Source organism: Micromonospora sp. URMC 103 (assembly GCF_051386435.1).
Classification (GTDB): Bacteria; Actinomycetota; Actinomycetes; order Mycobacteriales; family Micromonosporaceae; genus Micromonospora.
This window is the reverse complement of the sequence record NZ_JBPQTR010000004.1, coordinates 1,667,026-1,680,553: the sequence shown is the minus strand read 5'-3', so window position 1 is coordinate 1,680,553 and position 13,528 is coordinate 1,667,026. Positions and strand designations below refer to the sequence as shown.

The window sequence follows — 13,528 nt, the reverse complement described above, 5'->3', positions numbered from 1 at the left end:
AAAGCAGTCGGGTGGCCGGCGCCGCCGGCCGCCGTGGCCGGTCGGGCGTGATGCCTCAGAGTCATCAATATGCCTCTGAGGCATCACGCCCGTCGCCGGTTCGGTCCCTACGCCTGCGGGGCGAACAGGATGTCGAGCTGGGCGTCCAGCGCCGCCAACGCCTGCTCGGCGGTGTACTGGCCGCCGAGCAGGTAGATGCCGAGACCCTCCATGAGCCCGAGCAGACCGGCGGCCCGCTCCTCCCGTTGTCGCCCGGGAAGGAGACCGGCCAGGAAGGCCACCAGCTCCCGGGTGTCCTCGCTCAGGCCGGCGGCGGCGTCGGGGCGTACCGCGCTGTAGGCGAGGAACGCGAGCGCCACCCGTCCGTCGGCCCGGGACTCCTCGGTGAGCGGCAGCAGCGTCGCGATCATCGTGCGCAGCAGCAGCCGCGGCGGCGGGGCCTCGCCCAGCCGGGCGATCGCCTCGGTCACGCGGGCCTGGTTGCGTTCCCGTACGACGGCCATGGCGAACGCCATCATCTCGTCCTTCGTACGGAAGTAGTGCTGGACCATGCCCGACGAGACGCCGGCCTCGGTCGCCACGTGGCGCAGGCTGACCGCCTCCAGGCCCTGTCGGGCGGCCACCCGCATCAGCGCGTCGGCGATGAGCGTGCGCCGCTCGTGGCGGTCGACCTTCTTGGGCATGGCTCCCATGCTGTCACGACGTGGTCGGGTCCTTGATCGTCCGCGGTGGCGCGCGCCGTGTCCCCTCGGCTCACGCCACGGTCACCGTGCCGGCCGCCGCGTCCACCGTCACGACGTCGCCGGTGCGGATGAGCCGGGTGGCGCCGGGCACGCAGATGACGGCGGGGATGCCGTACTCGCGGGCCACCGTCGGGCCGTGCGCCATGACGGCGCCGGTCTCGGTGACCAGCCCGGCAGCGGTCAAAAACAGCGGGGTCCAGCCGGGATCGGTGGTGGGCGCGACCAGGATCTCGCCGGGTCGCACCTGGGCGGTGGCGGGGTCGTGGACGACCCGCGCCGGTCCGGTCGCCACGCCCACCGCGGCACCGACCCCGCGCAAGGCGCCGGTCGGGTCGGCCGGTGCGGGGAGGACGGCCTCGAGGTCGGTGCCGTCGGAGAGCAGGGCCACCGGCACCGCGCGGCGGCGCAGCTCGCGCCGGTGCACCGCCTGGCGGGCGGCGACCGTCGACCGGTGGTCGGCGCGGTCGTGCACGGCGCTGGCCGCCTCGTCGAGCGTCAGGAACATGATGTCGTCGGCCCGGGCGAGCAGCCCGCCGTCGGCCAACTCGGCCCCGATGAGCAGGAGCTGGCGGCGCATCGCGCGCAGCCGGTAGAGGCCGGCGAACTTGCCGGCCTCGCGCAGACCGGCCAGCGACCGCGCCCGGCGCAGCAGGAAACCGGCGAGGCGGCCACGGACCGGCCGCTTCCGGCGGGCGCGGGCCACGACGTCGGCGAGCGTGGCCTCGGCCGTGGCGGCGGCCCGGGCGAAGCGCCGGTCCGGCGCCTGGTCGGGCTCGGTGACCCGCAGGTAGTTGGCGATCACGGCGAAGACGGGCGTCGGGTCCTCGTCCCAGCGCGGGACCCCGAGGTCGACCTCGGCGACGGCCCGGTGTCCGTACCGGAGCAGGAACGCGTCCAGTCCGATGTCGGGCAGCGCCCCGCGCCGGTACCGGTCGGCGAGTTCCTGCGGCGGCGTGGTGAGCAGCAACTCGCGGTGGGCCCGGGCCCGGTCGGCGAGCTGCCACAGCGCGAGGTCCATCTCGATCGTCACGTTGTGCGGCATCCCGCCGAGCACGGTGTCGATCTCGTGGCGGCTCGCCACGCCCTTCAGCAGGTGTGCGGGCAGCGTGGCCGCCAGCATGCCGGCGACGATCGGCCAGACGATGTCGTCCGGGCCCGTCGCCGTGTCCAGGTCCCGCACGAACCGGAGCCGGTCGGCGGCGGTGGGCTGCCCGGGCGGCCCGGTCGGGCTCGCCGCGAGCCGGTCGACCTCCGCGAACAGCCGGGCACGGGCGGCCTCCGGCCGGGCGAGGGCGCCGACCACCCCACGCACGGCCCGCACCGCCGTACCCGCCGTCGGGCCGCCGCCGGCGCGCCGCGTCCTGGGCCCGGGCCGGGGCGCGAAGCGCGGATCGGCGAGCGCCCGCTCCATGACCGCCTGGGCGCGCGGGCCGAAGTCCACGGCCATGAGCTTCACGAGGCGCTTGCGGGCGGACGGGTCACGCGCCAGGTCGGTCAGGTCCCCGTAGAGCCGCCCGCCGATGTCGGTGATCTCGACCCGCAGCCCGAAGCTCGCGAGCATCGCGGCCACGACGGCCTTGAGCGTCGACATGCCCATCGGGGTGACGGGCCGCAGCATGCCCTGCACGTGCCCGAACTCCAGGTAGAGGCGGGGCTCCGGGTCGTCGGTCGCCGGCGGGAGGGGGAACAGCGTGGTGATCGGCCGTGACTGGAGCAACCACAGGACGCCGGCCCGGTCGTACGCCCACTCGACGTCCTGCGGGCCGCCGAGCCGGCGCTGGAGTCGCTCGCCCGCCCGGCGCAGTTCGTCGAGCTGGTCGGCGGTCAGCACGCCCTCGACGGGACGCGGGGAACCGTCGAGGACGTACCGGTCGACGTCGCCGCCGCCGTCGACGACGGACGTGCCGGGCCCGGCGGCGGCCTCCACGACGGTCTCGCTCCGGCTCCCGGTCACCGGGTTGGCGGTGAAGAGCACCCCCGCCACGGCGGGCGCCACCATGCGCTGCACCACGACGGCCATGCGCACCGTCGCGTGGTCGATGTCGTGCGCGTCGCGGTAGGCGACGGCGCGGGCGGTATGCAGGGAGCGGCGGCACTTCTCGATGGCCGCGAGCAGGTCGGCGAGGCCGGTGACGTCGAGGTACGTGTCCTGCATCCCGGCGAAACTCGCGTCCGGGAGGTCCTCGGCGGTGGCGCTGGACCGGACGGCGACCGGCCCGCCGCCGAGCCGCCGGTACGCGGCCTCGATCTCGGCCTCCGGCAGCACGTCCGTGTCGTCGACGGCGGTGGTGACGCAGAACCCCTCCGGCACCCGCTCACCGAGCCGGATCAGCTCCCCCAACCCGGCCGCCTTGCCGCCGACCAGGTCGATCATCTCCCGGGTCAGCTCGGACAGCGCGATCACCCGCATGGGACGCCCCTTTGCAATACGACTGCATTGCGACGAGCGTATGGCAATACGACTGCAATGCCAAGGACGGGTGTCCGGCGTCTCAGCGGCGGCGCCGCAGGTGTGCCCGCGACAGGCAGTAGACGTCGCCGGAGTTGGCCTCGTGGGGCAGCGACTCCAGGTGCGCCGCCATCCGGGCCGCGGACATCCACTGCGACGACGCGAGCGCCATCGCGTCGCCCAGCGCGAGGTTGAAGGAGTGGAACCCGAGCGCCGTGAGCCGGCGCAGGCACCGGCGCGCCACCGCGCGCTCGATGGTGGTGAACTCGAACGAGAGCGCGGGCAGTGGACGGGTCAGACCGGCGAGCACCGCGTCCTCGAAACCCTCCACGTCGATCTTCACGAAGGCCGGCACGCCGTGGTCGGCCACGAGCCCGTCGAGCGTGACGGCGGGGACCTCGATCCGGGCGTCCCACCGCTCGTGGGCCCACCCGGCGGCGCCGTCGGCGGCGCGGATGAAGGCCGCCGAGGCGGTGGAGATCGTGGGGTTGGCGGAGTTGACGTTGAAGGGGACGCGGCCCGCCCGGTCGCCGCAGACCGCCTCGACCACCGTCACGCCGTCGTCACGGCCGTAGATGGCCCGCAGCGCCCTCGTGCAGGGCGGCTGCGGTTCCACGGCGACCACCCGGGCGCCGAGCCGGCGGAAGCTGCCGACCCGGTCACCCACGTGCGCGCCGACGTCGAAGACGAGGTCGCCGGGCCGGACGAAGCGCGCGTAGAAGGCGTCCATGGCCGCCTCGCGCGCCGGGTGGCCGTAGTAGACCTCCAGCGAGCGGCGCAGGGAGACGGTTGCCGGATCCGTCTTCAGTGCCTCGATGGCACCGGTTCGGGCGTCCACTGACCGAATCTAGCCCGGCCAGAACAGAGAGATGCTCACTTTCAGGCAGCGAGGTGACCGCGGCACGGCCCGGCCGAGAATCCGGGGCGCGACGGTGGCGCGTGCGGCGTTCACGGGGTAGAAACATGCCGATCCCTTTTTCTCCGGCGTGATGGAAGTCGGAGGGTCGTGAGAGCGCTCTCCACACGCCGCCTCCCCCACGTCGCCGCGCTCCCGAGCCCGTTGCGGAGCACGGCGGAGAGGACGAACCCGATGACCCACCACCGACGCGCCCGGCGACTCGGCCGGGCGTTCATCCTCGGCCTGGCGCTCGTGACCGCCGTGAGCGCCACTCCCACGGCCGCCAGCGCCGCGGCACCCCGGCACGGCGGGCCCGAGCTCGGTCCGAACGTCACGGTCTTCGACCCGAGCATGCCGGTCGGCGAGATCCAGGCGCGGCTCGACGCGACGCACGCCCAGCAGGTCGGCAACGAGATGGGCACCCAGCGGTACGCCTTCCTCTTCAAGCCGGGCAGCTACGGCACCCCGGAGCAGCCGTTGCAGATCAAGGTCGGCTACTACACGGAGATCGCCGGCCTCGGCGCCTCCCCGACCGACGTGCAGATCAACGGCAAGATCGAGGTCTACAACCGCTGCCTCGAGGGCGGCGGCACGAGCAACTGCCTCGCGCTTGTCAACTTCTGGCGTACGCTGTCGAACCTCTCCCTCACCATCAACGGCGCGGGCCAGGACGGCTGCCGCTCCTCGGCGAACTTCTGGGCCGTCTCCCAGGCGGTGTCACTGCGCCGGATGAACGTCACCGGCGGCGGCCTGTCCCTCATGGACTACTGCACGGCCGGCCCCCAGTACGCCAGCGGCGGCTTCATCGCCGACTCGCGGCTGCCCGCCGTCACCAACGGCTCCCAACAGCAGTGGCTCACCCGCAACAGCGAGGTGGCCGGCTGGTCCAACGGCGTGTGGAACCAGGTCTTCGCGGGCGTCGTCGGCGCACCGGACGACGCCGGTTTCCCCGACCCGCCGTACACCACGCTCGACACCACCCCGCTCAGCCGCGAGAAGCCGTACCTCTTCGTCGACGGCAGGGGCCGGTACGCCGTGCGCGTCCCGGCCGCGCAGCGGAACACGCGAGGCGTCTCCTGGGCCGACGGCGTCACGCCGGGGCGCACCATCGGCATCGACGACTTCTTCGTGGCCCGGCCGTCCGACTCCGTGCGGACCATCAACAGCCAGCTCGCGCGCGGAAAGCACCTGCTGCTCACCCCCGGGGTGTACGACATCGCGCGCAGCATCGAGGTGAAGCGTCCGGGCACCGTGGTGCTCGGCCTCGGCCACGCCACGCTCACCGCCGTGGACGGTTCGGTGCCCCTGGACGTCGCCGGTGTCCCCGGCGTGGTGGTGGCGGGCGTGACCATCGACGCGGGGCTGCGCGAGTCGCCCGTCCTGCTGCGCGTGGGCCAGCGGCACGGCCGTGACGCGAGCCGGGCGGACGACCCCACCACGCTCTCCGACGTGTACTTCCGCGTCGGCGGCCCGCACATCGGGCGGACGAACATCGCCCTCGAGGTCAACAGCGACAACGTGCTCATCGACCACACCTGGGTCTGGCGTGGCGACCACGGCGTCGAGGGCTTCACCGAGGGGGTCAACGGCGACACCGACCGGTGGCGGACCAACACCGGCCGCTACGGCGCCGTGATCAACGGCGACCACGTGACAGCCACCGGCCTGTTCGTCGAACACTTCCAGCGGTACAACACCGTCTGGAACGGCGAGCACGGCACAACGGTCCTCTACCAGAACGAGCTGCCGTACGACCCGCCGACGCAGGCCGACTGGATGAACGGCGACGTCGAGGGCTTCGCCGGGTACAAGGTGGGCGACCGCGTCCGCCACCACACCCTGTACGGCGGCGGCGTGTACGTCTTCAACCAGAACAACCCGTCCATCCACACCGAGAACGGCTTCGAGGTGCCGGAGACGCCCGGCGTACGGCTGCACCACGTCATGACCGTGAACCTCAGCGCCGGCACGATCGACCACGTGGTCAACGGCGTCGGCGACGCGGCCGACACGACGCGGGTCGGCGCGCCGGTCTACGTGGCGGAGTACCCGCTCCCGTAGCGGTCGGCGGGACATCGGGGCGGGCCGGGCGCGCGACGCGCCCGGCTCGCCCTCGCCGCTTCAGGCTCGTTGCAGAACCGGGCTCGCCCGCAGCGCCACCTTCAGCCAGCCCGGGCTGCGCAGGTCGAACTCCCGGTACGCGGCGAGCGCGTCGTCGAGCGGTTCGTGCTGGGTCAGCATCCTCTCCGGGTCGACGAGGCCGGATTCCACCATGGACAGCAGCCGTGGGATGTAGCGCGGATGGTTGCCGTTCCCGGTCCGGATGGTGAGGTTGCGGCTCAGCGTTGTCCCGATCGGGAAGAAGCGGTCGGTCGCCGGGTACACACCCACGACGCCGAGGGTTCCCACCTTGGCGAGGCTCTCCACCGCCCAGGACTGGGCCTGGCTCGGCGCGTCGCCGGGCTTCCAGCGCCCGTCCTGCTGGTTGGTCTGCGGGGCGATCTCGCGCAGCTCCGCGCGGTGCCGCTCGTCGGCCTGCCGCGCCTGGTCCCCGGCCGGGCCCGCCTTCGGGCTCTCCGCGTCCACGCCGACGGCGTCGATGGCGCAGTCCACGCCGATCCCCAGCGTCAGGTCGAGGATCGCCTCGACCGGGTCCGCCTCGTTGAAGTTCACGATCTCGGCACCGAGCCGCCGGGCGCGTTCGAGCCGGTCGGCGTGGCCGTCGACGGCGATGACCCGGCGGGCGCCCTGCTGGAAGGCCGACAGGATCGCGAACTGCCCGACCGGCCCGCAACCCCAGACCGCCACCACGTTCCCGTCCGAGACGCCGGCGATGACGGCCGCGAAGTAGCCGGTGGGGTAGATGTCCGACAGCGGGATCGCCTGCGCGTCGGAGACCGAGTCCGGAAGTCGGAACAGGTTCGTGTGGGCGGCCGGGACCCGGGCGTACTCGGCCTGGAGGCCGTTGAACGGTCCCTGCACCTCCGGCGAGCCGAACGAGCCGGTGCCCGACCGCGAGCCGTACGGGTTGATGGTGTCGCACTGGGCGAAGTAGCCCCGCCGGCAGTAGGCGCAGGAGCCGCAGCCGAGGACGGCGGAGACCAGCACGCGGTCGCCGGGCCGGAGGTTGCGGACGTCCCGTCCGACCTCCTCGACCACCCCGACGCCCTCGTGCCCGAGGATCTTGCCGGGCTGCATGCCCGGCACCGTGCCCCGGATGAAGTGCAGGTCGGTGCCGCAGATCGCCGCGGTGGTGATGCGGACGATGGCGTCCGACGGTTGCTCGATCCTCGGCTCGGAGACCGTGTCGACACGGATGTCGCCCACCCCGTGGAACACGACTGCCTTCACCGATTCCGCTCCTCAGCTCCGCCGTGGCCTCGCGGCCGGCGTCCGTCCGGGTCGCGGCGCATTACCCGTGCCGCCCGGCGGCAAACGGGCGAGAAAGCCGGACCCGGGACCCCGCCGGTATCGCGGGCTCGACCCGTGCCGCTCGGCTAGCCTCGGGGCGGGGACGGCGCCAGACCCCGCGCCCTTTCGCACTCCCTTCCGGGCAGCCGACGGCTTCGAGAGCCGGGCCGCCACGACGACCGATTTCCGGCTCGTGCGAAGGGCGCAGATGACCCCTCGACCGCAGGACGGCCCCTGGCGGTCCGGTGATTTCCGGCTGCTGGTCGCCGGCCAGACGGTGACCCAGCTCGGCACCGACGTCACGGCGCTGGCCTTTCCGCTCATCGCGGTCCTGCTCCTGGACGCCATGCCCCTGCAGCTGGGCGCTCTCGTGGCCGTGCAGAACGGCGCGTTCCTGCTGGTCGGCGTCCCGGCGGGAGTGTGGCTGGACCGGCGGCGACTGCGACCGGTCCTGATCGCCACCGACCTGGTCCGGTGCGCGGCGCTGGTCACCGTCACCGTGGCGGCCGCGTTGTCCTGGCTGAGCCTGCCGCTGCTCATGGGAGCGGCCGGCGTCATGGGCGTGATGCGGGTGCTGTACGACATCGGCCACCAGTCGTACCTGCCGTCCGTGCTGGGCCGCCGGCACCTGCTCCAGGGCAACTCCGCCGTGGAGACCGTCCGCTCCTCCGGGCAGGTGGCCGGCCCCGGCCTCGCCGGGTGGCTCACCCAGCTCGTGGGCGCCACGAACACGCTGCTCGTCGACGCGGCCAGCTTCCTGGCGAGCGCCGCCTGCCTCGCCCGGATCCGCACCCGTGAGCCGGCGCCCCGCCGTGTCGGTCGGGCCGGGCCGGTGCACGAGGCCCGGGAGGGGCTGCGTCTCGTGCTGGCCAACCCGGTCCTGCGGGCGATCGCGGTGACCAGCGCCCTGTCCAACCTCCTCTTCGCGGCGGCGACCGCGCTGCTCGTGCTGTTCCTCGTCGACACCGTCGGGTTCGCGCCCGGCACCGCCGGCATGCTGATGTCCGCCGCTCCGGCCGGCGCGCTGCTGGGCGCCGCCGCCGCCGCGCGGTTGGCCCGTCGGGTGGGGTCGGCACGGATCATCTGGCTGGCCGTGGTGGCCACCAGCCCGGCGAACCTGCTGGTCCCGCTCACCGGCCCGGGCTGGGGGGCCGCGTTCTTCGTGGCGGGCATCGTCGGGGCCGGGGTCGGTCAGGTCGTGTACGGCATCACCCAGGTCACGTACCGGCAGACGATCGTGCCCGCCCGGTTCCTGTGCCGGGTCAACGCGAGCATGCGCTTCCTCGTCATGGGCGCGATGCCGCTCGGTGGCCTGCTCGGGGGCGCCCTCGGTGACGCCGTCGGGGTGCGCGCCACCCTCCTCGCCGTCGGTGTCGGACTCACCCTGGCACCGATACCGCTGCTGCTGTCGCCTCTGCGCCGCGCCCGCGACGTCGACGAGCTGGTGACGCGGCCCGCCGGTGGCGGCGACGGGCCGGTCGCGGGCACCCGGTCCACCGCGGGACGCCGGCGACGCCGGGCCGCGTCCGCCCGCCCCGGCGGCCCGCGGCATCCCTCGGGCGTACGCCACGATCCGAAACGGCCGGCGTCGATCGGATCTTGACCCCGGGAATCCGCAGGTCATAGGCTCGCGTCAATGTGAGCCAGTTCCCGGGAAGGGAAACCTGCATGGCCCCGATGCGTCCGTTCCGTACGCCTCCCCGCCGGCGGCTCGCGAGCGCCGCCGCGATCGCCCTCCTCCTCGGCACGGCGCCGCTGCTCGGCGGCTCCCCGGCCGGAGCCCGGCCCCCGTCCCCCACCCACTGCTCCACCGACCCCACCGCCCGCCTGTCCACCGTGCCGAGCCCCGAGCGGGTGCTCGGCTTCCCCCTCGGCGTCGGCCAGGAGCGCGTCGTCACCACCGACGAGATCGACACCTACCTGCACGCCGTCGACAAGGCCTCCGACCGGGTCGTGACCGGCGTGCTGGGCAGCAGCGTGCTCGGTCAGCCGCTGCCGTACGCCGTGGTGTCGAACGAGCGCAACGTCCGACCCGCGGCGCTGCGGAAGATCGCCGAGGACGTCCGCGACCTGCGCGACCCGCGGCGGACCAACCGGTGGGAGGCCGCGCGGACGGCGGCCGACAGCCCGGCCATCGTCTGGGTGGCCGGCAACGTGCACGGCGGTGAGAAGAGCGGCGGGGACGCCGCGCTCAAGACGCTGTACGAGCTGGCCGCCGGCCTGTCCTGCGCGGTCGCCCAGCGCAACGACAACCTCGTCACGATCATCGTGCCCACGCAGAACCCGGACGGCCGGGACGCCAACCGGCGGCAGAACGAGTTCGGCTTCGACCTGAACCGCGACTGGTTCGCGCGCACCCAGCGCGAGACCGACAGCAAGCTGGAGCTGATGCGGCGCTACCCGCCGCAGGTCTTCGTCGACGCCCACGAGATGAACGGTTCGCAGTACTTCTTCCCGCCCAACGCGGACCCGATCCACCACGAGATCGCGGGCGAGGCGGTGGACTGGATCAACCGGATCGGCGAGGCCAACAAGGCAGGCTTCGGCTACAACGGCGCCTGCGGCGGCGCGGTCACCACCGAGTGCTACTTCAACTACGCGAGGTACGACCTCTTCTACATGGGCTACGGCGACACGGTGCCGGCCACCGGCTTCGGCGCCGCCGGCATGACCTTCGAGAAGGGCAGCGCCTCGGCCGTGGCCGACCGCGTCCAGCAGCAGTTCCACACCCAGTGGTCGACGCTCGGCTGGGCCGCGGCGAACCGGCACGAGGTGCTCAGCGACTACTACCGGATCTGGACGGACGCGATCGCCCAGGGCCGGGCGGGGGCGCTGGAGCCGAACGAGGTGGTCGAGCCCACCAACGAGGTCCAGTTCCCGGTGCCGGACCTGCGGATCCGGTCGTACTTCCTGCTGCCTGACCGGCAGCTCGCCGACGTGCGGCGGCTCGTCGAGCGGCTGCGCCGGATGGACGTCGAGGTGTACGAGGTCCAGAAGGAGATCCGGGTGCCCCACGCGCGGATCTTCGGGGGCCGCAGCGCCCGGAACGTCAGCGTGCCGAAGGGCGCCTACTGGATTCCGATGGAGCAGCCGCAGAAGCACTGGATCCAGGCGATCATGGGTGAGGACCCGTACGCGCCGTTCCCGTACTTCTACGACGTGTCCTCCTGGAGCAACCCGCTGCTCATGGGCGTGAACACCCTGTACACGGGCGACGACGTGCGGCCGAAGGCGGAGCTGGTCCGCCGGATCTCGGGCGGCGCCACCGGCCGGGCCTCGTTCCGCGGCTCGTACGGCTACCGGCTCGACTCGGCGGCCGGCGCGGAGTTCACCTTCCGGCTGCTCGACCGCGGCGTGCCCCTGGTGCGCGAGGGGGACTCCACCGTCGTCCGGTTGGCGGCGGCGCGCCTGACCCGGGAGGTCGACGACCTCGCCGAGTCGCTCGGGGTCACGCTGACCCCGGGCGGGCCGGCCACCGGCACCCCGCTGGCGCGGCCCGACGTCGGGCTCTTCCAGGGCACCGGCATCTCGACGACCTCCGGCTCGCACGGCGAGGCCCGGTACGTGCTCGGCGAGCGGTGGGGTCTCGACCTCACGCCGGTCACCACGGCCGACATCAACGACAACACCCCGGCCTTCACCGGTCGTACGGTGCTGCTCGTGCCGGACGGCAGCAGCCCGACGGGCGGTCTCACCGCGGCGGGACAGGCCAACCTGCGGGCGTGGATCGCCGCGGGTCACACCTACATCGGCCTGCGCAACGAGGGCACCCGGCTGGCTCGGGCCGCCGGGCTCACCTCCGCCACCGAGAAGCCGAAGCCGGCGCCGGAGGAGTACCAGGTGATCGGCTCGCACCTGCGGGTCGACGTCGACCACGACAGCCCGGTGGCCTCCGGCCGCCCGGCCGAGGACTTCCAGTTCAACAACGGTGACCCGATCCTCAACCCCAGCACCACCGGCACCAACGTGCTCCGCTACCCGAGCGGCGACACGTTCTGGTCGAACGGCCACACCGTGGGCGTCGACACGCTGCGCGGCACCGCCGCGCTGGTCGACGAGCCGACCGGCGCCGGCCGGGCGCTGCTGTTCGCGTTCAACCCGCTCTTCCGGGCGTACAACGAGAGCGGGCTGCACCTCCTGGCCAACGCGCTGCTCTACCCCTCGACGGGGGCCGGCGCGGCGGGGCGCACCGCCCCGCCGACCGCCACGGCCGTGGACCCGGCGCGGGCCGCGGCGGCCGCCGCGCCGGCCACCGAGAACCTCGGCGGGGAGTGGCGACCGATCACGATCGAGGTGGCGAGCGCCGACCTGGCCCGCACCCGGGCGATCGTGGAGCGGTTCACGGGTGAGGCGCGGGTGTCCGGGGCCGGCGGCTCGGCGTACCTCGTGATCCCGAACCGCGAGGGCCGGCAGGCCGACGAGCACCCGTTCCTGGGCGACCTCGTCCGCGCGCTGCAGGAGAGCGGGGTGCCGTTGCGCTCCCTGGTGGCCTGAGCCAGCCGGGCGGCCGGCCCCGCTCCCAAGGGGGCGGGGCCGGCGCCCCTGTCATGGACGTCACGTGGTTGGGGATGGACGCTTCTCAAGGTCCGCGGGAGTCTTGGAAAGCTGATTCCAAGATGAGGTGAACGTTCCCATGGACCTGCGCTCAGACGCTGTCGTGCTGTTCGGCGTGACCGGAGACCTGGTCGCGAAGAAGCTCTTCCCGGCGCTCTACGAGCTGACCCGTCGTGGCCGGCTGGACATGCCGGTGATCGGTGTCGCCCGTTCCCGCTGGGACCACCAGCAGTTGATCACGGCGGCGCGCAAGTCGGTGCTGGAGGCGAACGGCCGCGTCGACGACGAGGTCTTCGAGGCCCTCACCCGACGTCTCACGATGCTCTCCGGCGACTACGCCGACCCGGCGACGTACCGGCGCCTCGCCGAGGCGCTGTCCGCCGCCGAGCGGCCGCTGTTCTACCTGGCCATCCCGCCGGCGGTCTTCACCCCGGTGGTCGACGGTCTGGCCGCCGCGGGCCTGGCCGGGCGCGGCCGGGTCGTGGTCGAGAAGCCGTTCGGGCGTGACCTGGCCTCGTCGTACACGCTCAACGAGGCGCTGCGGGCCGCCTTCGCCCCGGAGCGGATCTTCCGGATCGACCACTACCTCGGCAAGGAGTCGGTGGAGGGGCTGCGCGTCTTCCGGTTCGCCAACCGGCTGTTCGAGCCGCTGTGGAACGCGGAGCACATCGCCAACATCCAGATCACCCTCGCCGAGGGCTTCGGCACCGAGGGCCGGGCCGGCTTCTACGACCGGATGGGCGCCACCCGCGACGTCCTGCAGAACCACATGCTCCAGGTCGTCGCCCTGCTCGCCATGGAGCCCCCGGCCGCGGCCGGGGACGAGGCCTTCCGCGCCGAGGAGGTCCGGGTGCTGCGGCAGGTGCGGCCGCTGTCACCCGAGACGACGGTACGCGGGCAGTACGCCGGCTACCGTCTCGAACCCGGTGTGGCGGCCGACTCCAACACCGAGACGTTCGTGGCCACGCGCCTGCTCGTCGACTCCCCGCGCTGGGCGGGGATGCCCTTCTACCTCCGCACCGGCAAGCTCATGCCGGGCACGGCCACCGAGGTCGTCGTGGAGTTCCGAGCGCCGGAACGCGACCTCGTGGCGCCGGCCGGCGGGGGCGAGCGTCAGCCGAACCTGCTGCGCTTCCGGCTCGGCCGCAACGACGGGATCGCCCTGTCGCTCCAGACCAAGGAGCCGGGGGCCGAGGTGGCGAGCCGCACGGTGGAGCTGCCGATCGACTTCGACGCCGTCCTCGGTCACCGGCGTGAGGCGTACGAGCGGCTGCTCGACGACGCGCTCGACGGCCGGCACCTGCGGTTCGCCCGCGAGGAGGCCATCGAGCAGGAGTGGCGGATCGTCGAGCCGATCCTGGACCTGCCCGAGCCGGTGGCGTCGTACCCGCGCGGCAGTTGGGGGCCCGCGGAGGCGGAGGCGCTGGCCGGGCGCTGGCACGCGCCGACGCGGCGCTGACCGGTGGCGGGTGG

General features: G+C 73.4%; 8 protein-coding genes. 4 read left to right on the top strand and 4 right to left on the bottom strand.

All coding sequences use genetic code 11. From position 1 onward, the window contains the following. Window positions 1-107: 107 nt before the first annotated feature. From ACSNOA_RS11380 to ACSNOA_RS11370, 3 genes are all read right to left on the bottom strand, one after another. Complete coding sequence (locus ACSNOA_RS11380) at window positions 108-683, bottom strand: TetR/AcrR family transcriptional regulator (RefSeq protein ID WP_436657926.1); 576 nt, start codon at window positions 681-683, stop codon at window positions 108-110. 70 nt (window positions 684-753) lie between these two features. Further along, window positions 754-3,153, bottom strand: a complete 2,400-nt coding sequence (locus tag ACSNOA_RS11375) for a PEP/pyruvate-binding domain-containing protein (protein WP_436657925.1) — start codon at window positions 3,151-3,153, stop codon at window positions 754-756. Window positions 3,154-3,235: 82 nt separating this feature from the next. Further along, window positions 3,236-4,030, bottom strand: coding sequence for an FkbM family methyltransferase (locus tag ACSNOA_RS11370; RefSeq protein WP_436657924.1), 795 nt, complete (start codon window positions 4,028-4,030; stop codon window positions 3,236-3,238). 252 nt (window positions 4,031-4,282) lie between these two features. Between ACSNOA_RS11370 and ACSNOA_RS11365 the strand changes: the two genes are divergently transcribed. Next, a complete protein-coding gene (locus tag ACSNOA_RS11365) occupies window positions 4,283-6,151 on the top strand; it encodes an adenylyl cyclase (RefSeq protein WP_436657923.1) in 1,869 nt (622 codons plus the stop codon). 60 nt (window positions 6,152-6,211) lie between these two features. Here ACSNOA_RS11365 and ACSNOA_RS11360 read toward each other — a convergent pair whose 3' ends face one another. After that, a complete protein-coding gene (locus ACSNOA_RS11360) occupies window positions 6,212-7,441 on the bottom strand; it encodes an alcohol dehydrogenase catalytic domain-containing protein (protein WP_436657922.1) in 1,230 nt (409 codons plus the stop codon). Window positions 7,442-7,709: 268 nt separating this feature from the next. On the opposite strand from ACSNOA_RS11360, the gene ACSNOA_RS11355 reads away from it, so the two are divergent. The 3 genes from ACSNOA_RS11355 (at window position 7,710) to zwf (ending at window position 13,514) form a co-directional block, all read left to right on the top strand. Then, window positions 7,710-9,104: an MFS transporter gene (locus tag ACSNOA_RS11355; RefSeq protein WP_436657921.1), complete on the top strand. Its 1,395-nt coding sequence runs from the start codon at window positions 7,710-7,712 to the stop codon at window positions 9,102-9,104. A 65-nt stretch (window positions 9,105-9,169) separates the two neighbouring features. Then, window positions 9,170-11,995 carry a M14 family zinc carboxypeptidase gene (locus tag ACSNOA_RS11350; protein ID WP_436657920.1) on the top strand — a complete coding sequence of 942 codons (2,826 nt, stop codon included), beginning with the start codon at window positions 9,170-9,172 and terminating at the stop codon, window positions 11,993-11,995. A 139-nt stretch (window positions 11,996-12,134) separates the two neighbouring features. Further along, complete coding sequence (zwf, locus tag ACSNOA_RS11345; RefSeq protein WP_436657919.1) at window positions 12,135-13,514, top strand: glucose-6-phosphate dehydrogenase; 1,380 nt, start codon at window positions 12,135-12,137, stop codon at window positions 13,512-13,514. The last annotated feature ends 14 nt before the right edge of the window (window positions 13,515-13,528 follow it).

Bases quoted from the DNA above. Each gene is read 5' to 3' on its own strand.
- ACSNOA_RS11380 (WP_436657926.1), bottom strand. From the start codon at position 683: ATGCCCAAGAAGGTCGACCGCCACGAGCGGCGCACGCTCATCGCCGAC.
- ACSNOA_RS11375 (WP_436657925.1), bottom strand. From the start codon at position 3,153: ATGCGGGTGATCGCGCTGTCCGAGCTGACCCGGGAGATGATCGACCTG.
- ACSNOA_RS11365 (WP_436657923.1), top strand. From the start codon at position 4,283: ATGACCCACCACCGACGCGCCCGGCGACTCGGCCGGGCGTTCATCCTC.
- ACSNOA_RS11355 (WP_436657921.1), top strand. From the start codon at position 7,710: ATGACCCCTCGACCGCAGGACGGCCCCTGGCGGTCCGGTGATTTCCGG.
- ACSNOA_RS11350 (WP_436657920.1), top strand. From the start codon at position 9,170: ATGGCCCCGATGCGTCCGTTCCGTACGCCTCCCCGCCGGCGGCTCGCG.
- zwf (WP_436657919.1), top strand. From the start codon at position 12,135: ATGGACCTGCGCTCAGACGCTGTCGTGCTGTTCGGCGTGACCGGAGAC.